The organism is Prauserella marina, from assembly GCF_002240355.1.
Taxonomy (GTDB): domain Bacteria; phylum Actinomycetota; class Actinomycetes; order Mycobacteriales; family Pseudonocardiaceae; genus Prauserella_A; species Prauserella_A marina.
This window is the reverse complement of record NZ_CP016353.1, coordinates 3,686,879-3,712,673: the sequence shown is the minus strand read 5'-3', so window position 1 is coordinate 3,712,673 and position 25,795 is coordinate 3,686,879. Positions and strand designations below refer to the sequence as shown.

Sequence of the window (25,795 nt, the reverse complement as noted above, 5' to 3'; positions counted from 1 at the left end):
CAGGCCGCCGAGATCCGCGCTCGGGCTGTCGAGTTCCGCACTCGGGTCGCCGAGATCCGCGTTCGGGGTATCGAGTTCCGCGCCGACGCTCGGTCCGAGAGGCGGCCGAGGGGTCCCGGCGCCAGCATCCGGCCACGTCCGGTCCAAACGCGCGGAAACGGATGTGCGCATGCCGGTTCCCGGCATCTGGGCCACCGGCGTGCCGAGCGCGGACCTCGACGGCCTGAACGCGGATCTCGCTGTCCTGGATGCGGGTCTCGCCGTCCTGAGTGCGGATCTCGCGCTTCTGAGCGGGGGACTCGCCGGGCGCGGGCCGGGTGGGCAGGCGCGGGCGGACGCTAGCTCAGGGTTCGGGACAGTGCCAGCGCGGTCGTCCGGACCGCGGGCGCCACCCGGTCGACGCGCATCCGGTTCGTCCAGCCCGACAGGGAGATCGCCGCGACCGCGGTGCCGTCCGCCGCGTACAGCGGGCTGGCCGCGCACACCACCCCGACGCCGGACTCCTCCCTGTCGTAGGCGAGACCTTCCGCGCGGATTCTGCCGAGCTGCCGCCGCAGAAGCCCCGGCGCCGTCACCGTGCGGCCACTGACCCTCGGCAGTCCCGCCGCCACGACGGCGTCCACAACGGACTCGGGGGAGCCCGCGAGTATCGCCTTGCCGACGGCCGTCGCGTGCGCGGGAAACCGGCCACCGATCCGGGAGGGAAGCCTCGGCGCGTCCGACCCGCGCAGGATGTCCAGGTAGACCACCTCGGTTCCCTCCAGTACCGCGAGGTGCACGGTGTTGCGCGTCGCCTCTCTCAGGTCGGCCAGGTAGGGACGCGCGGCGTCGACGAGACCGCGTTGCCGCACGGCGAGTTGCCCGATCTCGAAAAGGCGCAGCCCGAGCCGCACCCCTTGCCCCTCGCGTTCCAGCAGTCCGCTCGCCACGAGATGCCCGGTCAGCCGGTGCACGCTCGATTTCGGCAGCGCGCACCGGCGCGCCAACTCGGAGACACCAAGCGCCTCGTCGCCCTGCCGGAAGGCGGTCAGTATCGCCGTGAGGCGCACCGCGGTCGAGGCGGCGTCCCCGGCGTCGTTGTTCCGGTCAGCGGGACACATACGTTGATAATGCCTGACCTGGGGAGGACCGTCAGCACCCATGAGCCAACCACGGGCTGTGGCCGCGATCGTCGGCCCTGGAAACATCGGAACGGATCTTCTCGCGAAGCTCAGGCGCAGCGAGCGGATCGACGTGCGGTACATGGTCGGGATCGAATCGGCGTCGGAGGGTTTGCGCCGCGCGGCCGAGCAGGGAGTGCACACCTCCTCGGAGGGGGTCGACTGGCTGCTCGCCCAGGATCAGCTGCCCGACCTGGTGTTCGAGGCGACCTCGGCGAAGGCGCACGCGGCGAGCGCGCCGCGCTACGCCGAGGCGGGAATCCAGGCGATCGACCTGACTCCGGCGGCGATCGGGCCGTTCACCTGTCCCGTGGTGAACCTGCCCGCGCATCTCGATGCCCCGAACCTCAACATGATCACCTGTGGTGGCCAGGCGACCATCCCGATCGTGCATGCCGTTTCCAGTGTCACGCCGGTGAGCTACGCCGAGATCGTGGCTTCGGTGTCCTCGCGTTCGGCAGGGCCGGGAACGAGGGCCAACATCGACGAGTTCACCGAGACGACCGCGCACGGCATCGAAGCCGTCGGCGGGGCGGAAAAAGGCAAGGCGATCATCATCATCAACCCGATGGATCCGCCGATGATCATGCGGGACACGGTGTTCTGCGCGATCGATCCCGACGCCGACCGTTCGGCCGTCGAGAAGTCCATCCACGACATGGTCCACAATGTACAAACCTATGTTCCCGGGTACACCTTGACCGCCGACCCGCAGTTCGACGATCCACGGCCGGACTGGAACGGCAAGGCCAGGGTCGCCGTTTTTCTCGAAGTCGCGGGCAATGGGGACTACCTGCCCACCTACGCGGGAAACCTCGACATCATGACGGCCGCGGCGGCGAAGGTCGGCGAGTTGCTCGCCCAACGCGTCGTCGCGCGGAAGGCGGTGCGGGCATGAACGAGAAATCCACCGGAACCACTGTGGACACCGAGCGGGAAGTGCGCATTGTGGACACCACCTTGCGGGACGGAAGTCACGCGATGGCGCACCAGTTCACCGAGCGGAACGTGCGCGACACGGTGCGGGCGCTCGACGACGCCGGTGTCTCGCTCATCGAGGTGACCCACGGCGACGGTCTCGGCGGCTCGACGTTCAACTACGGATTCTCCCTTGTGGACGAACGGAAACTCATCGCCGCGGCCGCCGACGAGGCACAGCGCGCCACGATCGCGGTTCTGCTGCTGCCGGGGCTCGGCACGGTCGCCGACATGAAAGCCGCGGCCGATCTCGGCGCCGGTGCGGTGCGCGTCGCGACGCACTGCACCGAGGCCGACGTGTCGATCCAGCACTTCACCAAGGCCCGCGAACTGGGCCTCGAAACGGTGGGTTTCCTGATGCTGGCGCACATGTCGGAGCCGGAGGCGCTGGCCAAGCAGGCGCGCATCATGGCCGACGCGGGTTGCCAGTGCGTGTACGTCGTCGATTCGGCAGGCGCGCTGATACTGGAGGAGGCCGCCGACCGGGTGGCCGCGCTGGTCGCCGAACTGGGCGATCAGGTCCAGGTCGGCTACCACGGGCACCAGAACCTGAGCTTCGGCGTCGCCAATTCGGTGCTCGCCTACCGGGCCGGAGCGCGCCAGATCGACGGTTCGCTCGTCGCGCTCGGCGCGGGAGCGGGAAACTCGCCCACCGAGGTGCTCGCGGCGGCCTTCGAACGGCTCGGCGTGCGCACGGGAGTGGACAAGGACGTGCTGATGGCCGCGGCCGAAGAGGTCGTGAAGCCGTTCATCACGCGGCTTCCGGTGATGGACCGCTCGTCGATCGTGCAGGGATTCGCCGGGGTCTACTCCAGTTTCCTGTTGCACGCCGAACGCGCGGCCGCGCGCTACGGAGTGCCCGCGCACGAGATCCTGTATCAGGTGGGGGAGCGGCGTTATGTCGGAGGCCAGGAGGACATGATCATCGACATCGCGTTGCGGCTGGCGAAGGAACGCTAGCCGTGCAGCGCTTCGGCGCCGAGCACGAGGCGGACGCAGTGCGCGACGAGCCGGTCGCGGCTGACCGTGAGCCCTCCGGCGAGGTAGGCGGAGAACAGGTTGGCGAGGCCACCGACGAGCGCGGTGGCGGTCATGGCCCTTTCCGCGTCGTCGGCCTCGCCGGAAAGTTGTTCGCGGACGAGTTCGGCGAACATCGGGATGCGCGCGATGCCTCGCCGGTTGAGTGTCGGGTCGGTGAGCGGTGCGAGCAGCAGGACGCGGCCTTTGCGGGGGTCGTCGATGATCAGTTCGACGAACGCGGTCACCGCGGCCTCCGCGCGGTCCCTCGGTGTTCCGGCCGAGGAGCCGACGGCGCCGACGGCGTTGAGGAGGGCCCGGTGAGCCTGCTCGACCACGCCGTCGTAGACGGCGAGCACGAGTTCGTCCCTGTCGGCGAAGTTCTCGTAGAAGTAGCGTTCCGTGAGTTTGCTACCGCGGCACACGGCGCGGACGCTGACCGCGGCGCCGCCGTCGGAGCCGAGCAGGTCGAGTCCGGCGTCGAGCAATTGCCGCCGCCGCGCGGCCCTGCGGTCGGTCAGTGTGGTCCCAGCCCACGTGCGGCTCTCGGCAGGCATGGCTCTCCGCTTCCACGATTGACTACGAGCGTTGTCAATTCTAGCCTGACAACATCCGTAGTCACAGTGGGGGCAGCAATGACGACACACCAGGACACGACGGAAACGTCACGGCGAACACCGGTGGAACCACTCGGGCCGGACTCGCTGACCTGGCGCTACTTCGGCGACTGGCGCGGCCTGCTGATCGCGCTGTGGGCGGGCTCCATGCAGAACATGCACCCCGGTCTCGGAGCGGGTGTCGAGCAGCATTCCCGGTTCTTCGCCGAGCGCTGGCAGCGGCTGTTCCGCTCGCTGTACCCGATCGGCGGCGTCGTCTACGACGGTCCGCGCGCGGAAGCCACCGCGCGCGAGGTCCGGGGTTACCACGACACGATCAAGGGAACCGACCGGCACGGCCGCCGCTACCACGCGCTGGACCCCGGCACGTTCTACTGGGCGCACGCGACGTTCTTCGTCAGCACCCTGCTGATCGCGGAGAACTTCATGGGAGGGCTCACCGAAGCGCAGAAGCGCACCCTGTTCGACGAACACGTGACCTGGTACCGGATGTACGGCATGAGCATGCGATCCGTGCCGGGGTCGTGGGAGGAGTTCGGCGCCTACTGGGACCACATGTGTGCCGACGTCCTCGAAGACAACAAGGCCACGAGGGACGTGCTCGACATCGGCGCGATCGCCAAACCGGCCACGCTGCGGTTGCTGCCGGGACCGCTGTGGCGGCTGGCCAGGATCCCGATGGCGAAAGGGTTCGTCTGGCTGACCGTCGGCATGTACGACCCGGTCGTGCGGCAGCGGCTCGGCTACTCGTGGTCGGCCCGCGACGAGCGCCTGCACCGCCTGTTCGGCCGCGCGGTCAACGCGGCCTTCCGCCTCGTCCCCTTCGAACGCCGCTACCACCCGAGAGCGCGGGCGGGCTGGCGCAGGGCACGGGGCGCGGATCCCGCCGACACCCCGCTGGTGCACACACCAGCGCGTAACCTGCCTCCCGAGGGGGAGCGGGACTGGCCGACGCACTACTCGCCCCCGCTCGGGCGCACGGAGCCGAAGGAGACGACGTGAAGCTGGGTTACCACCTCGGATACTGGTCGGCGGGCCCGCCGGAAGGAGCGCGAGAGGCGATCCTCACCGCCGAAGAGCTGGGTTTCGACTCGGTGTGGACGGCGGAGGGCTACGGCTCCGACGCGTTCACCCCGCTGGCCTGGTGGGGCGCGGCGACCTCGCGCGTCACGCTCGGTACCAACATCGTGCAGATGTCGGCCCGCACGCCCACCGCGACCGCCATGGCCGCGATGACACTCGATCACCTCAGCGGTGGCCGGTTCGTGCTTGGGCTCGGCGCTTCCGGCCCCCAGGTGGTCGAGGGCTGGTACGGCCAGCCGTACCCGAAACCCCTCGCTCGCACGCGAGAATACGTCGACATCGTGCGCAAGGTCGTTGCCCGCGAGCAGCCGGTCAGCCACGACGGCGCCACCTTCTCCCTCCCGCTCACCGGAGATGGCACCACGGGACTCGGCAAGCCGCTCAAGGCCACCGTGCATCCGCTGCGCACGCACATCCCGATCTTTCTCGCCGCTGAGGGGCCGAAGAACGTCGCGCTGTCGGCCGAGATCTGCGACGGCTGGCTGCCGCTGTTCTTCTCGCCGAAGAGTGACGGTTTCTACCGCGCGGCACTGGAATCCGGCTTCGCCGCGCGAGGAGGCCGTCCCCCGGAGTTCGAGGTCGCCGCCTCGGTTCCGGTGATCGTCCACGACGACGTCGAGAAGGCGGCGGACCTGATCCGCCCCTCACTCGCGCTCTACATCGGCGGAATGGGCGCGAAAACCGCGAACTTCCACCACGACGTCTTCGCCCGCATGGGATACGAGGACGTCGCCGACAAAGTCCAGGACCTGTATCTCGGCGGGCGCAAAGCCGAGGCCGCGGCCGCCATCCCGACCCGCCTCGTCGAGGACACCTCACTCATCGGCCCGCCAGCCAAGATCAGGGACGAGCTCGCGGCGTGGGAGGAGACCGTCGTGACCACGTTGCTGCTCAGAGGGGATTCCGCGTTGCTGCGAACGGTCGCCGGCATCCTGTCCTGAATCGTCTCCCGCAGGGCCGCCGCAGGGCCGTCCGGGTGGAGGTGACACGATTCCCCCGACCTGAACAACCTCCGAGGAGGACCATGTCGGCGTTGGGGACGAAGACTCGGCTCGGGTATTCCCTCGGATCGTTCGCGACGGGTGCCTTCGGCACGGTCCCCGGCCTGCTCCTGTTGCCTTACCTCACCGACACCATGGCGGTTCCGGCAGCGGCCGCGGGCGCCATCGTGTTGCTGCCCAAGGCGTGGGACGTGCTGTTCAACCCGATCGCGGGCCGGATCTCGGACGCGGGCCTCGCCAAGCGGGGCAGCAGGCGACGCTCGCTGCTGCTCGGCGGGCTGGTGCTCGCCGTGTGCTTCGCCGGGCTGTTCGCGCATCCCGGCTTCGGCAGTGTCGGCGGCGACGCGGCCTACGTCGTCGCGATCTTCTTCGTGTGCGCGACCGCGTTCGCCTTCTTCCAGGTGCCTTTCAACGCGCTGCCCGCCGAGCTGACCGACGGATACCACGAGCGGACCCGGCTCACGACGTGGCGCATCGCCGTGCTCGCGCTCGCGATCCTGGTGTCCGGCGCGGTCGCGCCCGCCATCGCCAACTCCGTCGGCGGTGTCGACGGGTACCGGCTGATGGGCATTTTCGTGGGCGTGCTCATCGCGCTCGGCACACTCGGCGTGTACTTCGGCATCCGCGACGTCCCGAAGCGCAGCCAGTTGCAGCCCACGCCCAAGCTGCGCGCGCTGCTGGCGACCATGCGGGAATGGCGGCCGTTCCGCTGGCTGCTTGCCGTGTACTTCGTGCAGTCGCTCGGCGTGGCGACCCTGCTCGCCGGAGTGAGCTACGTGGCACGGCACGTGCTCGGCAACGCCGACTTGCAGTCGCTGCTGTTCGCCGGATTCGTCGGTCCCGCGCTGCTCGTGATGCCGGTATGGGACAAGCTGGGCCGCAGTGGTGGCAAGCTCACCGGGTTCAGGGTCGCCTCGGCCGCGTTCGCGCTGGCGCTGATCGGGCTCGTGTTCGCGCAGGTGCTGCCCACCGCCGTCGTGTTCGCCTTCGTGGCGCTCGCCGGAATCGGCTACGCGGGCATCCAGGTGTTCCCGCTGGCCATCCTGCCCGACCTGATCTCGGCGGAAGAGGAGCGCACCGGCGCGACGAGGGCCGGTATCACCGCTGGTGTGTGGACCGCGGCGGAGACTCTTGGTCTCGCGCTGGGGCCGGGACTGTTCGGCCTCGTTCTCGCCTCGGGCGGTTACCTGTCCAGTGTGGACGCCTCGGCCACCCAGCCCGACAGCGCGGTCACCGCGATCACGCTGGGCTTCTCCGCGCTGCCCGCCGTGCTGATCCTCGCCGGAATCCCGCTGCTGCGGCGCAGCGTGCTCGGCACGGACCGGCCGTCGGAGCCGAAGGAGGCCGGCGCGTGAGCGAGGCATCTCCGGCGGTGCTCGCCGAACTGCGCGCGCTCATGGCCGACGACCTGCCGACGCACGGCGGGCACACGCTCGCCTACGTCTACGACAGCGGGCTGGCCGGTCTCGACCGGCTCGCCGCGGAGGCACACGCCAGCGCGTCCTCGGCCAACGCGCTCGATCCGACGGCGTTCCCGAGCCTGCTGCGCATGGAAAACGACCTCGTCGCCGCCGCGGCTGCCAGGCTGGGCGGAGGGCCGGGCACGGTCGGCACCGTCACCTCGGGCGGAACCGAATCCTGCCTGCTGGCCGTGCTCGCCGCCCGCGAGGCCAGCAACGAAACCGTCGAGCCCGCTGTCGTCCTGCCTTCCACGGCACACGCGGCCTTCCACAAAGCGGCACACCTGTTCGGCGTGCGTGCCGTCGAGGTCCCCGTCGTACCGGGCACCTTCCTCGCCGACCCCGCGGCCATGGCCGCGGCGATCGACGAGAACACCGTCCTTGTCGTGGCCAGCGCCCCCTCCTACGCGCACGGCGTCATCGACCCGGTCGCCGAGATCGCCGAGGCCGCCGCCGCGAAGGGGGTCAGGATGCACGTCGACGCGTGCATCGGCGGCTGGGTGCTGCCCGACCTGCGTAAGCTCGGCGCCGAGCTGCCCCCCTTCGACCTCTCGGTCCCCGGGGTGACAAGCCTTTCCGTCGACCTGCACAAGTACGCCTACTGCCCGAAAGGCACCTCGGTCCTGTTGCACGCCGACGCGCGGTTGCGGCGCGGCCACTACTTCGCGAGCGCCGCGTGGCCCGGCTACACGATGCTCAACACGACACTGCAATCCACCCGCTCCGGAGGGCCGCTCGCCGCGGCGTGGGCCGTGCTGCGGCACGTCGGCGACGAGGGCTACCTGCGGCTCGCCGAGGACACGGCCACCGCGGCAGCACTGCTGCGAACCGGCGTCGAGCGCGTGGAAGGGCTGCGAATCCTCGGCGAGCCCGATGCCACCCTGCTCGCCGTCGCGACGGAAGGAGGGCCAGGGTTCGATCTGTTCACCGTCGCCGACGAGATGAAACAACGTGGCTGGTACGTGCAGCCGCAGTTCGCCCACGGCGACTCGCCGGTCAACCTGCACCTCACCGTCACCGCCGCGAACAGGGGCGGCGAGGCCGGATTCCTCGCCGACCTCGAAGCTTCGGTCGCCGCCGCGCGCGAGGCGGGCCCGGTGGAGGTCGCCGACGAGCTGGCCGCCGCCATCGCCGCGCTCGATCCGGACACGCTCACCTCCGAGCAGTTCGCCGGGCTGCTGGAGGGCGCGGGCCTCTCGGGAGGCGGCGGTTTGCCGGAACGGATGGCACCGGTCAACGCGCTGCTGGCCGTGGCTCCGCCGCGCCTGCGCGAACGGCTCCTGCTCGAATTCCTCGGCCTGCTCTACCGCTACGGCGACAGTGCTTGAGTGAGGGTGCTGGTGCCGGTTGACGGCCCACGTCAAGCGGGTCCGCCGCTGACGAACCATGCGGCCCTGAGCGGGATCACCGCCCGGTGAACGCGCGTAACGCGTGAGAGGCTGGCGCCATGACCGACCCCGAACCTGACCCCGAACTGGTCGAACTGTGGTCGCGGGTGTTCGGCTTCGCCCGTGAGGGAGCCACCGAAACCCTCGCCGCGTACGTCGACGCGGGGATCCCGGCCAACCTGACCAACGACAAGGGCGACACGCTTGTGATGCTCGCCGCTTATCACGGTCACGCCGAGACGGTGGCGGCGCTGCTGAGCAGGGGCGCCGACCCGAACCGGCTCAACGACAGGGGACAGAGCCCACTGGCCGGAGCCGTGTTCAAAGCCGAGCCCGAGGTGGTGAAAGCGCTGCTCGCGGGCGGTGCCGACACCCAGGCCGGACAACCGTCCGCGATCGAGACGGCCGAGCTGTTCGGCAACACGGAGCTACTGGCGTTGCTGCGGACCGGGCCGCGACAGACCGAACCCTGATCGCGAGTACAGGCACGGCGCTGCGGCATGCTTGGCGCATGGCGCAGGAGCAGCACTACCTTGTCGGATTGGATCTCGCGGGACGCAGGGTCGTCGTCGTCGGCGGAGGCACGGTCGCGCAGCGGCGGCTGCCGAGACTGGTCAAGGCGGGCGCCGCCGTCGAAGTGATCTCACCCGCCACGACCCCCTCGGTCGGCGCGATGGCCGACGCGGGAGAGATCACCTGGCACCGGCGGGCCTATCGCGAGGGCGATCTCGACGGCGCCTGGTACGCCCTGGCCTGCACCGCCGACCCGGACGTCAACGCGGCCGTGTGCGTCGAGGCGGAACGGGCGAGGGTGTTCTGCGTCAGGGCCGACGCCGGTATCGAGGGCAGCGCGGTCACCCCGGCCTCCGGCGAGCATGACGGCCTGCTGGTCGGTGTGCTCTCGGGCGGCGCGCCGCAGCGCTCCGCCGCCGTGAGGGACAATCTGCTCGACGGGCTACGGGCAGGAACCGTCGCCGATCCGGGCGAGGATGGCGAACCGTCGCGCGCCGGTGTCGCGCTCGTCGGCGGGGGACCCGGCGACCCCGAACTGATCACCGTGCGCGGGCGCAGGCTGCTGGCAAGGGCCGACGTCGTGGTCACCGACCGGCTCGCGCCCCGCGAACTGCTCGACGAACTGCCGCCGCACGTCGAGGTCGTCGACGCGGCGAAAATCCCCTACGGAAGGGCCGCCAGCCAGGAGGTCATCAACAAGACGCTCGTCGAGAACGCCCGCGCCGGCAAGTTCGTCGTCCGGCTCAAGGGCGGCGACCCCTACGTGTACGGCAGGGGCTTCGAGGAAGCGCTCGCCTGCGCCGACGCCGGTGTCCCCTTCACCATGGTCCCCGGTGTCACCAGCGCCTTCGCCGTCCCCGCCTCGGCAGGCATCCCGGTGACCCACCGCGGCGTCACGCACGAGGTGGTGGTGGTCTCCGGCCACGTGCCGCCCGGACATCCCCAGTCGCTGACCGACTGGGCCGCACTGGGCAGGCTGCGAGGCACGATCGTGCTCATGATGGGTGTCGAGCGCATCGCGGTGTTCGCCGAAACGCTGGTCGAGGCGGGCAGGCCGGCCGAGACCCCGGTCGCCATGATCCAGGACGGGACGCTGGCCGCACAGCGGGTCGTGCACTCCACGCTCCGTGACATCGCGGCCGACGCGGCCGAGGCGGGCATCGCCCCGCCCGCGATCACCGTCATCGGCCCCGTCGCCGGTCTCGCTCAGCGCGAGTAGCAGCGGCCGACGAACCCCGCGATGGCCTCGGTGAGCCTCGTGGGGTCGAGCCGCAGTTCCACCGGACTGCGGGCCTGGACGAACTCGGCGCCGGGCAGGTCGGCGGCGAGCGTGTCGGCGTCCCCGAAGGGATGGACGGGGTCCCGTTCGTGCCCGATCACCAGCGCGGGCACGGCGATGTCGCCGCGCACCGATTTCGGCGGCGCGATCCTGCCGAAGAACACGCCGTGCAGCAGTGCGGCCATCGCGGCCGGTTGCTGATCGAGGGTGTCGGTGACGACGTCGGCCCACTGGTTGCCGTGCGGAACGAGCCGGGCAAGCGCGCCGACCGCGCGGACGGTCCACGGCAGGAACCTGGCCGCGAACAGCAGCGGCCCGAACGTCAGCAGTCCGGCGACCACCGCGTTGTCGAGCACCGGCATCTCGACCACGAGGCCCTTCACCCGCTCCGGCGCCACGATGGCCACCTCCAGCGCCACGTTCGCCCCGAGCGAGGTTCCGCCGACGACGGCCGCGCCGAGACCGAGGTGGTCGAGCAGCGCCAGCGTCTGTCGCGCGAAGTCCGGCATCGAGTACCGCCATGATTCGGCTGGCCGCTCGGACTCACCGTGACCGAGCAGGTCGAGCGTCACGACGCGATAGCCCCTTGCCGCCAGCTCCCTAGCCAGCGGCGCGTGCATCCTGCGCGTGAACATGATGCCGTGGGTCAGCACCACGACGTCGTCGCCCGCGCCGTACTCGGTGTAGGCCAGCCGGTTGCCCTCGTAGTCGAAGGTCCCCGCCAGTTCGATGGGCCGCCAGGAGCCGGTGGTTATGGTGTCAGCGGCGTCAGCTGTCGAGGGGACCGCGTTCGCGGCGTGCACTGCGCTCATGCTCGTCCTTCCCGGCGCACGGCCTCCTCGCAAGGTTAGCGGTTGGCAACGTGCCAACCACGTACGTCAGGATGACAGTCATGACTGACATCGACGACATTTCGCGCGACCTGGTCTCGCTGCGTGTCGACCGCGACGAGCACGTCGCCGAGGTGACTCTGCTCGGTCCCTCGAAGGGCAACGCGATGGGCCCCGACTTCTGGCGGGAGCTGCCGGTCGTCTTCGGCGCGCTCGACGCCGACCCCGAGGTGCGGGCGGTCGTGCTGACCGGATCGGGTTCGCACTTCTCCTACGGCCTCGATCTGCCGGCGATGCTGCCAGGGTGGTCGGAATACCTCGGAGGAGACGCGCTGGCCGCGCCAAGAACGGCGTTTCTCGCCGAGGTCCGCCGCATGCAACGGGCGGTCGGCGCGGTGGCCGCCAGCCGCGCACCGGTGATCGCCGCGATCAGCGGATGGTGCATCGGCGGCGGGGTCGACGTCATCAGCGCGGCCGACATCCGGGTGGCCAGCGCCGAGGCGAAGTTCAGCGTGAGGGAGGTCAAGGTCGCGATCGTGGCCGATCTCGGCAGCCTTCAGCGGCTGAGCGGCATTGTCGGCGAGGGACACCTGAGGGAACTCGCGTTGACGGGCAAGGACATCACCGCCGAGCGCGCCGAGCGGATCGGGCTGGTCAACGACGTCTATCCCGATCAAGAATCGACGCTGAGGGCGGCCCGCGAACTGGCGGCCGAGATCGCGGCCAACCCACCGCTGGTGGTGCAGGGCGTCAAGGACGTACTGTCCGTCAACACCGAGCAACGGGTCGAAGCGGGGCTGCGCTACGTGTCGGCGTGGAACGCGGCGTTTCTTCCCAGCAAGGATCTCGGCGAAGCTGTGCAGGCCTTCATGGAACGCAGGCCCCCGCGCTTCACGGGCGAGTAGGCGGGAACAGTCCAACCGGGTGAGAACAGCAAGGAGAACAACGTGAGCAACGATGCCGCGGCGCGCAGCACGACCACCGGCGGCGAGCCGAGCAGGGCAGGCAAGGCAAGTGCCGCCACCACCGCCTTCCGGGAGGCACGCGACTTTCTCGTCGCGCACCGGGAGGACTACGAGAAGGCCTACGCGGGTTTCGCGTGGCCGGAACTGAGCGAGTTCAACTGGGCGCTCGACTGGTTCGACGCGATCGCCGCCGATCCGGCCAACGCGCGGCGCTACGCGCTGTGGATCGTGGAGGAGGACGGCTCGCAGACCCGTTGGACCTACCCTGAGATGTCGCGCAGGTCCAACCAGGTGGCGAACTGGTTGCGCGCCAACGGAGTTCGCAGGGGCGACCGCCTGATCCTGATGCTCGGCAACCAGGGTGAGCTGTGGGAGACGATCCTCGCCGCGATCAAGCTCGGCGCCGTCATCATCCCCGCCTCGACGCTGCTCGGTCCCGCCGACCTCGTCGACAGGGTCGAGCGCGGCAACGCGCGGCACGTGGTGATCCGCTCGGCCGACGCGGCCAAGTTCGCCGACATCGAGGGCGACTACACGCGCATCGTGGTCGGCGAGCCCGTGCCGGGCTGGCAGTCGTTCAGCGACGCCTACACCCAGGACGAGTCGTTCACGCCGGAGGGGCCGACCTCGGCCGCCGATCCTCTGCTGTTGTATTTCACCTCGGGTACCACCGCGCAGCCCAAACTCGTCCAGCACACCCAGGTGTCCTATCCGGTCGGCCACCTCTCGACGATGTACTGGATCGGTCTCGAGCCCGGCGACGTGCATCTCAACATCTCCTCGCCTGGCTGGGCGAAACACGCGTGGAGCAACGTGTTCGCCCCGTGGAACGCCGAGGCGACCGTGTTTCTGTACAACTACACGCGCTTCGACGCGGAAGCGCTGATGGCGCAGATGGACCGGTGTGGCATCACGAGCTTCTGCGCGCCGCCGACGGTGTGGCGGATGCTGATCCAGGCCGACCTCACCGCGCTGCGGGTGCCGCCCCGCAAGGTCGTCGGGGCAGGCGAACCGCTGAACCCCGAGGTCATCGAACAGGTCCGCACGGCGTGGGGTGTGACGATCAGGGACGGCTTCGGGCAAACCGAGACCAGCGTGCAGATCGCGAACACTCCTGGCCAGCCGGTCAAGCCGGGTTCGATGGGCAGGGCGGTGCCCGGTTTCACGGTCGCGCTGGTCGACCCGGCCAGCGGCGAAAGGGCGGGGGAGGGCGAGATCTGCCTCGACCTCGCGCACCGGCCCGCCGGGCTGATGGTCGGCTACGCCGACGACGAGGAACGCACCGCGGCCGCCTTCGCCGACGGCTACTACCACACGGGCGACGTCGGCTCGATCGACGAGCAGGGCTACATCACCTATGTCGGCCGCACCGACGACGTGTTCAAGGCATCCGACTACCGCATCTCGCCGTTCGAACTGGAGAGCGTCCTGCTCGAACACGAGGCGGTGGCCGAGGCCGCCGTCGTTCCCGCCCCTGACCCGATCCGGCTCGCGGTCCCGAAGGCATACGTCGTGCTCACTGCGGGGCACGCACCCGACGCGGGGACGGCGGAGAGCATCCTGGCCTTCTGCAGGCGGCATCTGGCGCCGTACAAGCGGGTGCGCAGGATCGAGTTCGCCGAACTGCCCAAGACGATCTCCGGCAAGATTCGCAGAGTCGAGCTGCGCGGCAGGGGAGACGCGGGTGGCGACGAGTCGCGGATCGCGGGCGAATTTCGCGAAGAGGACTTTCCCGGCCTGAAGGGCTGACTCCGGCGCCGACTACTTTCAGTAGTACCTCTCCGTGTTCGAGTCGGATCCAATGTGGATGGTCGATGACCAGGGTTGCACCGGTCTCCTAGAATTGCCTGGGTGAAAGTTTTGCGTTGCGGGTTAACACTTTGCCAGCGTGAACCGATGAACCCAGTGAGCATGGCGATGGCAGGTTTGTGATGCCGGAGCTTGCGGAAACCCCCATACCGACCCACCCGACTCGAACACAGAGAGCGATGAGTACCGAAGAGAACGCGACGGGATCCACAGGATCCACCACCAGGACCGACGGAGTGACTGGGCCGCCCACCACCCCGTGCACGGTCGTCTGGAGTCAGGGAAGGCCATTCGTACTGGAAAGCGGGCCGGGCCGCCCGCGCTGGATGGGCACGGACAACCACGGCAGGCCGCGTGCACTGACCCGAGAGGACCTGCGCCGCAGGGGCTGGAGCTATCGCCGCGCCAGCTGAGGGCCCTCGGCGCGCGGCCGATACGGTGAACGGGTGACCGAGTCGGCAAACCCGCGCGAAGGTAACCACGTCGACCACCCCGACAACGACGGTGCTGGAGACGGTAGCGGCACAGCCGCGGTGGCGAACGGAGACGACTGCACTGACGGCACTGGCGGCATTTCGGAGCCCTCACTGGCCCGGCAGGCGCTGAACGTCCCCAACATGTTGTCGCTGCTGCGGCTCGCCGGTGTTCCGGTGTTCCTGTGGCTGCTTCTCGGTCCGCAAGAAGACGGCTGGGCGCTGGCCATTCTCGTGTTCAGCGCCCTCACCGACTGGCTCGACGGCAAACTCGCGAGATGGCTCAACCAGCAGAGCAGGCTCGGGCAGCTCCTCGACCCCGCGGCCGACCGGCTCTACATCATCGCCACCCTCATCGCCTTCCTGTTCAGGGAGATCATTCCCTGGTGGGTGGTCGCCGTGCTCGTCGGCAGGGAAATTATCTGCGGCATCTGCCTACTCGTCCTGCGCAGGCACGATTTCCTCCCGCCAGAGGTGACCTACGCCGGCAAGGCCGCGACCTTCAACCTGATGTACGCGTTCCCGCTGTTGTTGCTGACCCAGGGTGACTCGACCGCGGCGGAGATCATCCGCCCGTTCGCCTACGCCTTCACCGCCTGGGGCGGAGCCCTCTATCTCTGGTCCGGCGCGCTCTACGTCGTGCAGACCGTGCTCGCCGTGTCCGGTCGCCGCGCGGCTCCCGCCGGTGACACCGGTACCGCCGAGCGCGCCGGGAACACCGAGCACACCGGCAGCGGCGCCGACAGGACGGCTCGCGGTTGATCACCCACTCGGCCCAGCGCCGGCGCCCACGTGTTTCCCGTGAGGTCACAAGCAAGGCGCACGTCTGCCTCTGCTGAGGTTTTCCCTGTCCCGTTGTGCAAAGATGCCCAGCACGCAACCTGCGTAGAGCACGAAAGGGGACGGGGTTGTCCACTCCGGAAGAGCTGCGCTACACCGAAGAGCACGAGTGGGTCGTCGTCAAAAACAGCGACACGGTGCGCGTCGGGATCACGGAGTACGCGCAGGATCAGCTCGGCGACGTGGTCTTCGTCGAACTTCCCGAGATCGGAAGGCAGCTCGACGCCGGCGACGTGTTCGGTGAGGTCGAATCGACCAAGAGCGTCTCCGAACTGTTCGCTCCGCTCGACGGGGAAGTGGTGGCCGTCAACGGCGCCGTTTCCGAGTCGCCCGAGCTCGTCAACAGCGACCCCTACGGTGAGGGCTGGCTCATCGAGGTCAAGCTCGACGACGCGAGCACCGTCGAGGGCCTGCTCGACGCGGAGGCCTACCAACGCGTGATCAACGGTTGATCGGGGGAGCCCCGGCACCCGTGGCCGACCAGGCACGGTACGTTGGCAACACCACGTTTTCCATGGCAATACATTCAGTGCGTTAGGAGAGCTCAGGTGAGCACGAACGACGGGCCCGGCGTTCCCCCGGAGCAGTCTCCGGAGCGGACCTCCGTTTTCCGGGCCGACTTCCTGTCGGAGATGGAAGGTCAGGAAGCGCCGGCGGTCGAGCCGCAGGAGGCCGGTGTCGACGCCCTGCCGACGGGCTCCGCACTGCTGGTGGTCAAGCGCGGCCCCAACGCCGGATCGCGGTTCCTGCTCGATCGTGACACGACGAGCGCGGGCCGCCACCCCGACAGCGACATCTTCCTCGACGACGTCACGGTGTCGCGCAGGCACGCCGAGTTCCGGCGTGAAGGCGGCGAGTTCGTCGTGATCGACGTGGGCAGCCTCAACGGCACCTATGTCAATCGTGAGCCGGTTGACCAGGCGGTGCTCGCCGGGGGTGACGAGGTTCAGATCGGCAAGTTCCGCCTCGTCTTCCTGACCGGCCCCGGCCACGGGGGTCAGGGGGCACAGTGACGGCTGCCGGGCGGCCACAGCGTGACGGGTTGAGCATCGGGGCCGTACTGGCGCAACTGCGCAAGGATTTCCCCGATGTCACCATCTCGAAGATCAGGTTCCTCGAATCGGAGGGCCTTGTTCAGCCTGGCCGCACGCCGTCCGGCTATCGTCAGTTCACCGCGCCTGACGTGGAGCGGCTTCGTTTCGTGCTGGCCGCTCAGCGCGATCACTACCTTCCGCTGAAGGTCATCAAGGAACAGCTCGACGCGGCCGACCGCGGCGCGGAACCTTCCGCCGCGGTACCGAAACCGCCTCGCAAGCTCGTCCCACTCGACGGGACGGGCGGGGACGAAAGGCATTCCGGTCACGGCGGCTCAGGCGGACAGGGCAAGGCGGGACACGGTCTTCCGTCTCCCGCCGACTTCGCTCTCGAACGCGAGATCCGGCTGACGAGGGAAGATCTGCTCGCCGAGGCGGGAATCGACGAGGGCCTGCTCGCAGAGCTTCACCAGTACGGTCTCGTCCGGCCTGGGGCGGCGGGTTTCTACGACGTGGACGCGGTACAGATCGCCAGGACGGTCAAGACCATGACCGAGTTCGGCATCGAACCCCGTCACCTGCGCGCTTTCCGGGCCTCCGCCGATCGTGAGGTCGGGTTGCTTGAACAGATCGTCGCTCCGGTGTACCGGCATCGTGACAGCGACGCGAGGGCGCGGGCCGACGAACTTGTCAGGGAGCTGGCGGCCCTGTCGGTCACTTTGCATACGTTGCTGGTGAAAGCGGGTATCAGGGGTGTGACCGGCGGGTAGAATGGAACGAGGACATGGTCGGTTCGCGTGTCTCGTCTGTTACGCCACATGTCGATGCCTCAACGATCTCACCTGAATGCCGTACGGTTAGTGCAAGGTTCGCGAACCGAGCCGACAGAATCATTCGTAGCGAGCACAGCGCCCAGTTGACGGGTAGCGTCGACCGAGTCGATGCGAGATCCTCGTGACAGCGTTGCGGCCCGCGCGCAGGAGAGGGAGGCGAAGCCCCGATGAGCGAGATGCGCGTCGTCGGCGTAAGGGTCGAGCTACCCGCCAATCAGCCGATCTTGTTGCTGCGGGAAACCGAAGGTGAGCGATACCTGCCGATCTGGATCGGCTCGGTCGAGGCCACGGCGATCGCCTTGGAGCAGCAGGGTGTTCGCCCTGCCCGCCCCCTGACCCACGACCTGCTCAAGGAAGTCATCGGAGCGCTGGGCAGGGAACTGCAACAGGTCGTCATCACCGATCTGCGGGAGGGCACGTTCTTCGCCGAACTGGTTTTCGACGGAGACATCAGAGTGTCTGCGCGGCCGAGTGACTCGGTGGCACTGGCCCTGCGGGTCGGCGTTCCGATCCACGCCGAGGACGGCGTGCTCGAAGAAGCCGGGCTCATCATTCCCGATGAGCAGGAAGACGAAGTCGAGAAGTTCCGCGAGTTCCTGGATTCCGTTTCCCCGGAAGACTTTCGCGGCGCCGACACCTGAGAAACCCGGGCGGTCCCAGGGTCTTCGGACCCCTGAGACCGCCCGGGTTTTTTCGCGAGACCGGCAAGTCAGGGCTTCGTGGCTTTGGTGAACAACTCGGCCAGTTCCCGCCCGTACGACTGGAGATCGAGGTCGGGCTCTCGCGCGAGCCTGGCGGCGACGCCGTCGATCGCCTGGCGGATCACCAGCGCGAGCACACTCACGTCGAATTCACCGAAGGCGCCTTCTCGTTGCCCCTGTTGTAGTTGCCGTTCGATCCTGCCGAACCGCACGCTCTTCCATACGAGTTCGAACATCGGCGTGCCGTCGGCCGAGCGCGCGTTCGCCCCGATGTCCATGAGTGCCTGCGCCTGTCGCGGATACTCACCGAGGAAGGCGACCTCCGACTCGATGTAGGCGCGCAGCATGGCGGTCCGCTCGGTTTCGGCTCCGATGCGCTTCTGCAGAAACGTGTCCTGGTTGTCGACGATCGCGCCGACAGTGGCCATCATCAGCTCGTCTTTGTTGCCGAAGTGGTACGAGATCATGCGCGTGCTGCTGAGCCCGGCCCGCTCGACGATTCTGGCGAACGACGTGTTGCCGTAGCCCAGCTCGGCGATGGTGTCGATGGTGGCCTCGATGATCTGTGCTCTGCGGGCCTCCTCGGTGACCGTCAGGCCGAGGCCCGCTCCGAACTCCTTGTTTACTGACATGAGTAAAAAATAACATGGTCAAGTAAATTGGGCAAGGAGCTGGGAAGTCTCGATATCGACTTGAGGGTGCCCGCGCGTCGCGTTGACCGGCCCGTCGGGCAGGCATACCGTCGAGGGAGATGAATCGCGTCGGTGTGATTAGGCCGATCTGGGGCGACCTCGTCTCGCCGGCGTCGACGCGATTGTCGTAACCGGTCGTTTCCACTCCCGGAAACGGCGGTCTTGTTTCGCCGGTCGACCGACCGGGCGAGAGGAGGCATGCGTGGTCGACGAGAGCCCGTTCAGGGCCGCCGACGGCGAGCAGGGTCAGCAAGGAGAGCTATTCCCTGACGCGTCGCTGCCGGACGAGCTGGTTGGCTACCGCGGTCCCGCCGCGTGTCAGATCGCCGGGATCACCTACCGGCAGCTCGACTACTGGGCGCGGACCAAGCTGGTGATGCCCAGTATTCGTACCGCGCACGGCTCCGGCTCGCAACGGCTGTACTCGTTCAAGGACATCCTGGTTCTCAAGATCGTCAAGCGGCTGCTCGACACGGGGGTGTCGTTGCAGAACATCAGGGTCGCCGTCGATCACCTGCGGGAGCGCGGTGTTCGCGACCTCGCCAAGGTCACGCTGTTCTCCGACGGAACCACGGTGTACGAATGCACCTCGCCTGAGGAGATCGTTGATTTACTGCAGGGCGGACAGGGAGTGTTCGGTATCGCCGTCAGCGGCGCAATGCAGGAGATCAGCGGGACCATTCACGAATTCCCCGCCGAGCGGGCGGACGGCGGCGAGATCGAACCCGTCGTGCGCGACGAGTTGTCCGAACGCCGCAACGCCCGCCGCACCGGCTGACCGGAGGCGGCCGTCCGGCCGCTGGTTAACCGGGCACCTTGTCCAGGAAACCGTGGACGTTGGAGATCCGGTCGTCGTCAGCCGTGACGATCACATCGAATCCGATGGCCACCGGTTCCGTGACGGCGTCGGGCGCGAGATGCCAGCCGAAGCGCGCGATGTCGTGGTGGCCGTCCACCGGTTTTTCCGGATCGGCGAGGTGGAATCGCAAACCGGCGAACTGTCCCTGCGCACCGGCCACGAACGCGTCGATCCCGTCCCAGCCCGCCACTTCGCCCAGTGGATCAGTGTAGGTCGCGTCCGGCGTGAAGAGGGCTTCGATCAGCTCGCGCCGCCGGGCCGCGTCGGTCGAATTCCAGACCTCGATGTAGCGCTTGGCGATGGTGTCGAATTCCGGCATGGGTACTCCCTTTCTCGATGCGATCTCGGTGTATAACGCCCTATATGGCTGGGTCTTGGAGCCCGCCCTTGGCGAACAAGCGCAACGATGCCCTCGAAGCGGCGGCGCGTCGATTACCGCCGAGGTAATGGCCGCGCGCACCCCGGCTTTCTAGAGTGATGGGGTGACGACCATGACTGTGCCGACCGCGCCGGAACGGCGCCCCGTGGGAGAGCTGTTGCGGGAATGGCGTGATCGCAGGCGAATCAGCCAGCTCGATCTCGCCATCGCCGCCGACGTCTCGACCCGGCACCTGAGTTTCGTGGAGACCGGCAGAGCGAAACCGAGCCGCGACATGGTGTTGCGTCTCGGTGAGCAACTGTCGGTGCCGCTGAGGGAACGCAACCAGCTTCTGCTCGCGGCCGGTTTCGCGCCGGTCTATCCGGCGAGCTCGCTCGACGCGCCCGAGCTGGCCGCGGCCACGGCCGCGGTACGCAGACTGCTCGCCGGACACGAACCGTATCCGGCGGTGGTCATCGACCGGTCCTGGAACCTCGTCGAGGGCAACACGAGTCTCGCGGTGTTCCTCGACGGCGTCGCGCCCGCGCTACTCGAACCGCCGGTGAACGTGCTGCGCGTGACCTTGCATCCGGAGGGAATGGCCCCGCGCATCGACAACCTCGGCGAATGGCGCGCGCACCTGCTCGGCAGGCTGAGCAGGGAAGTGGCGGCGACCGCCGATCCGGGGCTTTCCGCGTTGCTGGCCGAACTTCGCGATTACCCGTGTGCCGCGCCGGAACCCGAAGTCGAGCTACCGGGGCCCGGCGATTTCCTCATTCCGCTGCGTGTCCGGCACGGCGATCACGTGCTGTCGTTTCTCAGCACGGTGGCGACTTTCGGGACACCGCTGGACATCACCCTGGCCGAGATGTCGATCGAGCTGTTCTATCCCGCGGACACCGCGACCGGTGACCTGCTCACCGCCGAGGCGCCAGGGCGTTAGCGGCCGGTCCGGCCGAATCGGGCGATCCGGCGACGTCGACCGGTTGATCTACGTAGCATCACCGAATGCCCACTCGCTCGCCGGTAGCCCGGCTTTCCGTCGCGGTCTGCGCTGCCGCGACCGCAGTGTCGCTCACCGCGTGTTCCGGTGACGAGGCCGAGGCCGACACCGGCCTTCTGGCCGCCCTCTCACACGTCGCCGCGACGGACGCGTCGACGACGTACGTGGAATACGGTGACGTCGCCGCGATCGGAAAGCTGGCCGAGCACGACCGGCGGCGATTCGCCCAGCTGGCGGGATATGGCTATTCGGAGCTGGCGATGAGCGCCGACCGGATCGCGGAGAAGCTCGGCGTCGATCCCCGGGGGTTTTCCTCGGCTATCTGGGTGGGACAGCCCCCCGAGACGGCGGGATTGCTGATCGGTGACTACGACACCGGCAAGGTCAGCGACGGCTTCGAGAAGATCGGCGCCGAACAAGAGGACAAGGGCGAGGCGATTCGGTGGCGCAGCGCCGCCGACAGGGCGACCGACCTCTCCGGCCCCTTCACCGACCTCGGCCTGCTCACCCAGTTCAACGTCGTGAGCGTGGAGGAAGGGAAGTTCGGTTACTCGTCGGCAGGCGGTTCGCTCGACTGGGTCACCGATCCCGGAGAGACGACGCTCGCCGACGACGAACAGATCCGGACCCTCGCGACGTGTCTCGGCGATCCGGTCGTCGCCATCATCGCCACTCAGGACGAGCGCAAGGTCGCGGTCGGCGTGCGCGCTCCGTCGGCCACCGAGCTGACCGAGGTGGTCTGCTCGCTCACCGGCGACCCTCAGGCCGACCGCGACCGGATGACCACCGAACTCGCGGAAGGCAGGGCGCCCTCCTCCGGTCAACCGTGGGCGGAGATCCTGCCAGGTGCCGAGGTCGACATCCCCGACGGCTCGTCCGGCGTGGTGAGGGTGGTCAGCACACCCGGCGACACCGCACCGCCGGGCAGGATCGCGCAGGTGCTGGCCAACGGCGATCTGAAGGGGCTCACCGGCTAGCTGTGATGTCCAGGGAGGTTGTCCAACCGTGTTATGGGCGGACGGCCGCTGAGTGCGGAGTGGGGCCGGTGGTGGTTGTACTGGTGCAGCCATCCTGCCAGTGCGTTGCGGCGGGCGTCTTCTGAGGAGTAGAGCTTCTTGTAGGCCCAGCCATCCGACATTGTGCGGTGGAGTCTCTCGATCTTCCCGTTGGTTTGTGGCCGATAGGGTCGGGTTTTCTTCATGGTGATGCCGAGTTCTTGGCAGGTGTCACGCCATAGGAACGACTTGTAGGCGCTTCCGTTGTCGGACAGCACGCGCTCGACGATGATGCCGCGATCGGCGAACCAGGCCACTGCCCGGTGCAGGACCGCGGCGGCGGTCGCAGCCGTCTCGTCGTTATGGCACTCGGCGTAGGCCACGCGCGAGTAGTCGTCGATCACGGTATGCACGAAGCAGGTCCCGACCGCAGGCCGATAGTTGCCGCCATGTCGGCCGGTGCGCCGTGAGGTCGCGGCAGAGTTGCGGTAGCCCTGCTGAACACCGACGAACCGCCAGCCACCACCGTCGGGAACGTTGCCGAACTTGGTGACGTCGACATGGATCAACTCACCAGGCCGGGACCGCTCGTAACGTCGCGCGGGTTCACCGGTGACGCGGTCGATGTGGGAGAGCCGGTTGAGCCCGCAGCGCACCAGCACCGCATGCACGGTCGAGGCCGGCATCCCCAACTTCGAGCCGATCTGCACCGGTCCGAGCCGCTGTTTCCAGCGCAGATGCACGATCTTGCGCACCGCCGGCTGGGGCGTCTTGGCCGCCTGCGTCCGCCGAGCCGAAGACCGATCGACCATCCCCGCCAGGCCCTCCTCGCGATAGCGCTGGGCCCACTTCGCAGCCGTGCGCCACGAGACATGGAAGAACTCAGCAGCCCTCGACGGTGGCCAACCCTCCTCCACGATCAGCCGCGCCAAACGAAGACGGTGTCTCGGGGTCAAAGCCGCGTTAGCGTGAGCCATGAAGGCCTCCTCGTGGAGAGGTTCCTAGACAGCTCCACTCCACATCGGGGAGGCCTTCGCCCATCTACGACTCGCCGTACCCGATCACACAACCTCCCTGGACATCACACCTAGCTGGTGGCCGTCGCCGCGGCGACGGCCACGGCCGTGCTCGATGCCGCGATCGCGGCGGCGGTCCTCGACACCGCGGTGTTGACCGCGCTCGCTCCCCAGTCGCCCCTCTCGAGCTCTTTCGCTCGCTTGTAGACCGAGGAGGACCATTTCGGGGACGGGTGCAGGGAAGGCAAGGTGCCGCTCGCCGACAGCAACGCGGTCACCGCCGCGGTGCGGGTGTCGGGACTCGCGCCGTCCTCAAGTACGGCACGGACCCGCTCGCGAAGCTCGTTCTCGTGGCGCGTGTCGGCGGCGGGCAGCGTCGTCGCGGGAAACAGCCCGAGTACCCGCTTGCGCTCCTTGCGGATGAGCCCGCGTTCCAGCAGCCGGTCGAGCACGGGTTTCCGCAGACCACCCCCGATGTGCAGAAGGAGGGGCTGTACCCGCTGCGTTTTCCCGGCCACCGTGTCGTGGGCGGACTGGAGCAGGGGATCGGGCAACGGTCCGTTTCCGGTGGTGAGGATTTTCGGCCCGCCCAGCCCGGCGCGCCCTTCCTCCGGCTCGACCCTGCCCAGCAACGCGAGTTCGACCAGCACGGCGCCGCCGAGCGTGTAGTGCAGGGTGCCCGCTCCCGCCGGTACGCCCGTCTTGTCGTCGAGCAACAGCAGCATGAGGTCCTCGACGAGCAGCATGTCGTCCGGCATGGCGATTCTCCTTCGCGGTCCGGTGCCCGGCTGGTCGCCGGTTCCGGCCCACTGATCACAGCATTCGCCGCGCGCACCGGCCAGTGCGCTCACGTCACCGGCCCGGCATGACGTGGTGTCACTGGCGTGGCCGGGAGGAGGTCACCGGCGTGCTGGGGTGCTGAATCCGGCGTCGTCGAACGCATCGCGCTGCGCGGGGGCGAGCAGGAAGGCACGGAAGGACTGCGCCGCGCGCTGTTTGACGGAGTCGACTCCGTTTCCGGCCAGCGCCACGTAGGGGTAGTCACCGGAGGGGGCCTCCGCGATGGATTCCGGCTGAGAGCCGATCAGCTCCGGCCGCTGCGACGCCAGCTGCCCGGCGACGGTGAGCGATTCCGGCAGCCAGGCCGCGGTCGTGTCGTCGACGTAGGTCTGGTCCGTGTCGCCGAGCAGTTCGTCGAGCACCCGGTCGGAGCGGACCGCTTGAACGTCGATCCGTACGCAGTGACCGTGCACGACGGTGCGGGCCTCGTTCCATTGCCTGGCGGCCGAGGAGACCGGCTTGGTGACGCTGGGCGCCGTGAGGACCCTGATGCTGGTATCGCCTTCGCCGCATTCGGCGGCCTGAGCTTCCGCGCGGTTGCTGAGAATGCCGTCGGCCCAGTTCCAGCCGAACCAACCGGCGACGAGCAGGCCGACGAGCACGAGACAGGCGATGGGCCACGCGGCGACCTTGCGCCGGGCCGCCTTGCCGACGGCGCGATGAGAGCCGGTGGACGTCAGCGCGTCACGGGGATCGGGCTCGGGCTCCTCGACCTCGTCAACCCTGCTGTGCCGCCCCATTCCTCGTCCTCTCGCCTGCCACGGTGAACACGCTCCGTTTACGAAGCCAAAACGTTATCACTCTAACAGGCGAGGATTAGGCGAATGTGATGATGCTCAGCTTGGGAGTAAATTGTCCGGTTCATGCTGGTCGACACAGTGAGCGCACCAGACGTTGCCGTGGCTGTCCTGGCGAAAACGCCACCGCGCGACGGCGACGTCGATCGCGTCGGTGAAGCTCTCCTGCATGTCGTCCATGGGCGGCGACGACCGGCAGATATGACAGGCGACGCCAACTCTCGGCAGCATCGATCGCGCCCTCTCCGTGCGGCGGTCCATGGCGCCGCGGCGGACGCGGCGATGGCGCTCAGCCTAGAACGCGAGCCGGTGCCGTGGCCGGATTCGCGGCGCCGACTTGTTCAGCGGACGCCGAAGGCGTCGAAGGCGTCAAAAGGCATCGAGTACGGCCCTGTGCTGCCGGATCAGCCGGTCACGCAGCGCAGTCGCCCGGTCCGCGAATCCGGCCTGTGCCCTCGCGTACTCGGCCCTGCCCTCCGCGGTTTCGACGCGCACGGGGGAGTGGCCGAGCGACGAGAGGTCATAGGGGCTGGCCCTCATGTCGAGCAGCCGGATCTCGGCAGCGAGCGCGAAGCAGTCGCCAAGCAACTCGGCTGGCACGAACGGGCTGAGCTTGTAGGCCCATTTGTAGAGGTCCATGTTGGCGTGCAGGCAACCCGGTTGTTCGAGGTCCGCCTGCGTTCGCCTGGTCGGCCGCAATCCGTTGAGCGGCACGGCGGGCGGGGTGAAGAACCGGAAGGCGTCGTAGTGACCACAGCGCACCCCGAGCGAATCGACGACCTCGTCGGTTCCCGCCGACCCGAGCCGCAGTGGTAGCTGGGCGTGCCGGACGGCGTCGGCGGGCTGCTGGTACACCATGGCCCATTCGTGCAGTCCGAAACAGCTCAGCCGTGGCGCCCTTCCCGCCGTCGCTTCCAAAATGGACAGTGCGTAACGCGCGCCACTGGCCCGTTTCGCCGTCCATGTCGAGGGATCGACGCCGACGCCGCCTTCCGTCGTCCGGTAACCGGTCCGGTCGAGGAAGCGGCAGGCGGCGGGACCGGTCAGTACGGCGAACGGCCCCGGCTGCCAGCGTTCGAGGTGTGAGGGCGGGTGCGAATAGTAGGTGAAGAGGAAATCCAGCACCGGGTGCTTGCGCCCGGTGGAACGGCGCCGCTGGTGCGGCACCGTCCACTCGCGCATACGGGCGACGTGCGCGTCTTCGAGCGCCGTCCACGTCGGCTCGTCGAGCCTGTCCTCGTACCTGACATCCAT

29 protein-coding genes are annotated in these 25,795 nt (G+C 68.4%); 19 read left to right on the top strand and 10 right to left on the bottom strand.

The genetic code is table 11. From position 1 onward, the window contains the following. Nucleotides 1-338: 338 nt before the first annotated feature. Nucleotides 339-1,100 (bottom strand): IclR family transcriptional regulator, encoded by a 762-nt coding sequence (locus BAY61_RS17415; RefSeq protein ID WP_091808597.1) that lies wholly within the window; start codon nt 1,098-1,100, stop codon nt 339-341. A 40-nt stretch (nt 1,101-1,140) separates the two neighbouring features. On the opposite strand from BAY61_RS17415, the gene BAY61_RS17410 reads away from it, so the two are divergent. Both BAY61_RS17410 and dmpG read left to right on the top strand, forming a co-directional pair. After that, on the top strand, nt 1,141-2,058 hold the full coding sequence (locus BAY61_RS17410) for an acetaldehyde dehydrogenase (acetylating) (protein ID WP_091808595.1): 918 nt from the start codon (nt 1,141-1,143) through the stop codon (nt 2,056-2,058). Beyond that, a complete protein-coding gene (gene dmpG, locus BAY61_RS17405; protein ID WP_091808594.1) occupies nt 2,055-3,098 on the top strand; it encodes a 4-hydroxy-2-oxovalerate aldolase in 1,044 nt (347 codons plus the stop codon). Before BAY61_RS17410 ends, dmpG begins: the two co-directional genes overlap by 4 nt. Here the strand turns inward: dmpG and BAY61_RS17400 are convergent. After that, complete coding sequence (locus tag BAY61_RS17400) at nt 3,095-3,712, bottom strand: TetR/AcrR family transcriptional regulator (RefSeq protein WP_091808592.1); 618 nt, start codon at nt 3,710-3,712, stop codon at nt 3,095-3,097. The genes dmpG and BAY61_RS17400 overlap by 4 nt on opposite strands. Nucleotides 3,713-3,790: 78 nt before the next feature. Between BAY61_RS17400 and BAY61_RS17395 the strand changes: the two genes are divergently transcribed. The 6 genes from BAY61_RS17395 to cobA all read left to right on the top strand — a co-directional run bounded on the left by BAY61_RS17395 (nt 3,791) and on the right by cobA (nt 10,436). Next, a complete protein-coding gene (locus BAY61_RS17395) occupies nt 3,791-4,774 on the top strand; it encodes an oxygenase MpaB family protein (RefSeq protein WP_091808590.1) in 984 nt (327 codons plus the stop codon). Continuing rightward, nucleotides 4,771-5,796 carry an LLM class F420-dependent oxidoreductase gene (locus BAY61_RS17390; protein WP_091808588.1) on the top strand — a complete coding sequence of 342 codons (1,026 nt, stop codon included), beginning with the start codon at nt 4,771-4,773 and terminating at the stop codon, nt 5,794-5,796. Before BAY61_RS17395 ends, BAY61_RS17390 begins: the two co-directional genes overlap by 4 nt. Nucleotides 5,797-5,879: 83 nt before the next feature. Further along, the gene (locus BAY61_RS17385; RefSeq protein WP_091808586.1) at nt 5,880-7,211 is read left to right on the top strand and encodes an MFS transporter; all 1,332 of its coding nucleotides are present in this window, start codon (nt 5,880-5,882) and stop codon (nt 7,209-7,211) included. A gap of 41 nt (nt 7,212-7,252) precedes the next feature. Continuing rightward, nucleotides 7,253-8,644 (top strand): aminotransferase class V-fold PLP-dependent enzyme, encoded by a 1,392-nt coding sequence (locus BAY61_RS17380; protein ID WP_091808968.1) that lies wholly within the window; start codon nt 7,253-7,255, stop codon nt 8,642-8,644. Nucleotides 8,645-8,763: 119 nt separating this feature from the next. Beyond that, nucleotides 8,764-9,177: an ankyrin repeat domain-containing protein gene (locus tag BAY61_RS17375; RefSeq protein WP_091808584.1), complete on the top strand. Its 414-nt coding sequence runs from the start codon at nt 8,764-8,766 to the stop codon at nt 9,175-9,177. A 38-nt stretch (nt 9,178-9,215) separates the two neighbouring features. Further along, nucleotides 9,216-10,436 carry a uroporphyrinogen-III C-methyltransferase gene (gene cobA / locus BAY61_RS17370; protein WP_091808582.1) on the top strand — a complete coding sequence of 407 codons (1,221 nt, stop codon included), beginning with the start codon at nt 9,216-9,218 and terminating at the stop codon, nt 10,434-10,436. Here cobA and BAY61_RS17365 read toward each other — a convergent pair. Further along, entirely contained in the window at nt 10,424-11,308 is an 885-nt protein-coding gene (locus BAY61_RS17365) for an alpha/beta fold hydrolase (RefSeq protein ID WP_091808580.1), read from the bottom strand. The two genes, cobA and BAY61_RS17365, sit on opposite strands and share 13 nt — an antisense overlap. 71 nt (nt 11,309-11,379) lie before the next feature. Between BAY61_RS17365 and BAY61_RS17360 the strand changes: the two genes are divergently transcribed. From BAY61_RS17360 to BAY61_RS17325, 8 genes are all read left to right on the top strand, one after another. Continuing rightward, nucleotides 11,380-12,231, top strand: a complete 852-nt coding sequence (locus BAY61_RS17360) for a crotonase/enoyl-CoA hydratase family protein (protein WP_176879831.1) — start codon at nt 11,380-11,382, stop codon at nt 12,229-12,231. Nucleotides 12,232-12,273: 42 nt separating this feature from the next. Next, nucleotides 12,274-14,040 (top strand): AMP-binding protein, encoded by a 1,767-nt coding sequence (locus tag BAY61_RS17355; protein WP_091808576.1) that lies wholly within the window; start codon nt 12,274-12,276, stop codon nt 14,038-14,040. Between the two features lie 239 nt (nt 14,041-14,279). Continuing rightward, the gene (locus BAY61_RS17350; RefSeq protein ID WP_110057715.1) at nt 14,280-14,513 is read left to right on the top strand and encodes a hypothetical protein; all 234 of its coding nucleotides are present in this window, start codon (nt 14,280-14,282) and stop codon (nt 14,511-14,513) included. A 159-nt stretch (nt 14,514-14,672) separates the two neighbouring features. Further along, a complete protein-coding gene (clsA, locus tag BAY61_RS17345; protein ID WP_338061494.1) occupies nt 14,673-15,335 on the top strand; it encodes a cardiolipin synthase ClsA in 663 nt (220 codons plus the stop codon). Between the two features lie 146 nt (nt 15,336-15,481). Further along, complete coding sequence (gene gcvH, locus BAY61_RS17340) at nt 15,482-15,865, top strand: glycine cleavage system protein GcvH (protein WP_091808575.1); 384 nt, start codon at nt 15,482-15,484, stop codon at nt 15,863-15,865. 96 nt (nt 15,866-15,961) lie between these two features. Continuing rightward, nucleotides 15,962-16,426: a glycogen accumulation regulator GarA gene (gene garA / locus BAY61_RS17335; protein WP_091808573.1), complete on the top strand. Its 465-nt coding sequence runs from the start codon at nt 15,962-15,964 to the stop codon at nt 16,424-16,426. Beyond that, complete coding sequence (gene ftsR / locus BAY61_RS17330; RefSeq protein WP_170140264.1) at nt 16,423-17,217, top strand: transcriptional regulator FtsR; 795 nt, start codon at nt 16,423-16,425, stop codon at nt 17,215-17,217. Before garA ends, ftsR begins: the two co-directional genes overlap by 4 nt. Nucleotides 17,218-17,447: 230 nt before the next feature. Beyond that, a complete protein-coding gene (locus BAY61_RS17325; protein WP_091808570.1) occupies nt 17,448-17,921 on the top strand; it encodes a bifunctional nuclease family protein in 474 nt (157 codons plus the stop codon). A gap of 68 nt (nt 17,922-17,989) precedes the next feature. Here BAY61_RS17325 and BAY61_RS17320 read toward each other — a convergent pair whose 3' ends face one another. Further along, complete coding sequence (locus BAY61_RS17320; protein WP_091808568.1) at nt 17,990-18,613, bottom strand: TetR/AcrR family transcriptional regulator; 624 nt, start codon at nt 18,611-18,613, stop codon at nt 17,990-17,992. 262 nt (nt 18,614-18,875) lie between these two features. Here BAY61_RS17320 and BAY61_RS17315 point away from each other — a divergent pair, with 262 nt between their 5' ends. Next, complete coding sequence (locus BAY61_RS17315) at nt 18,876-19,451, top strand: MerR family transcriptional regulator (RefSeq protein ID WP_091808567.1); 576 nt, start codon at nt 18,876-18,878, stop codon at nt 19,449-19,451. A 25-nt stretch (nt 19,452-19,476) separates the two neighbouring features. On the opposite strand, the gene BAY61_RS17310 is transcribed toward BAY61_RS17315, so the two are convergent. Next, the gene (locus BAY61_RS17310; protein WP_091808565.1) at nt 19,477-19,851 is read right to left on the bottom strand and encodes a nuclear transport factor 2 family protein; all 375 of its coding nucleotides are present in this window, start codon (nt 19,849-19,851) and stop codon (nt 19,477-19,479) included. A 172-nt stretch (nt 19,852-20,023) separates the two neighbouring features. Here BAY61_RS17310 and BAY61_RS17305 point away from each other — a divergent pair, with 172 nt between their 5' ends. Both BAY61_RS17305 and BAY61_RS17300 read left to right on the top strand, forming a co-directional pair. After that, on the top strand, nt 20,024-20,833 hold the full coding sequence (locus tag BAY61_RS17305) for a helix-turn-helix domain-containing protein (RefSeq protein ID WP_091808564.1): 810 nt from the start codon (nt 20,024-20,026) through the stop codon (nt 20,831-20,833). A 65-nt stretch (nt 20,834-20,898) separates the two neighbouring features. Next, entirely contained in the window at nt 20,899-21,870 is a 972-nt protein-coding gene (locus BAY61_RS17300; RefSeq protein ID WP_143021419.1) for a hypothetical protein, read from the top strand. Here the strand turns inward: BAY61_RS17300 and BAY61_RS17295 are convergent. From BAY61_RS17295 to BAY61_RS17280, 5 genes are all read right to left on the bottom strand, one after another. After that, nucleotides 21,867-22,865 carry an IS481 family transposase gene (locus BAY61_RS17295; protein WP_185769977.1) on the bottom strand — a complete coding sequence of 333 codons (999 nt, stop codon included), beginning with the start codon at nt 22,863-22,865 and terminating at the stop codon, nt 21,867-21,869. The genes BAY61_RS17300 and BAY61_RS17295 overlap by 4 nt on opposite strands. 110 nt (nt 22,866-22,975) lie before the next feature. Then, on the bottom strand, nt 22,976-23,662 hold the full coding sequence (locus tag BAY61_RS17290; protein ID WP_091805166.1) for a GOLPH3/VPS74 family protein: 687 nt from the start codon (nt 23,660-23,662) through the stop codon (nt 22,976-22,978). A 141-nt stretch (nt 23,663-23,803) separates the two neighbouring features. Continuing rightward, nucleotides 23,804-24,484, bottom strand: a complete 681-nt coding sequence (locus BAY61_RS17285; protein ID WP_091805164.1) for a hypothetical protein — start codon at nt 24,482-24,484, stop codon at nt 23,804-23,806. Between the two features lie 96 nt (nt 24,485-24,580). Next, nucleotides 24,581-24,772, bottom strand: coding sequence for a hypothetical protein (locus BAY61_RS32950; RefSeq protein WP_143021379.1), 192 nt, complete (start codon nt 24,770-24,772; stop codon nt 24,581-24,583). A gap of 138 nt (nt 24,773-24,910) precedes the next feature. Beyond that, nucleotides 24,911-25,795, bottom strand: coding sequence for a 3-methyladenine DNA glycosylase (locus tag BAY61_RS17280; protein WP_091805161.1), 885 nt, complete (start codon nt 25,793-25,795; stop codon nt 24,911-24,913).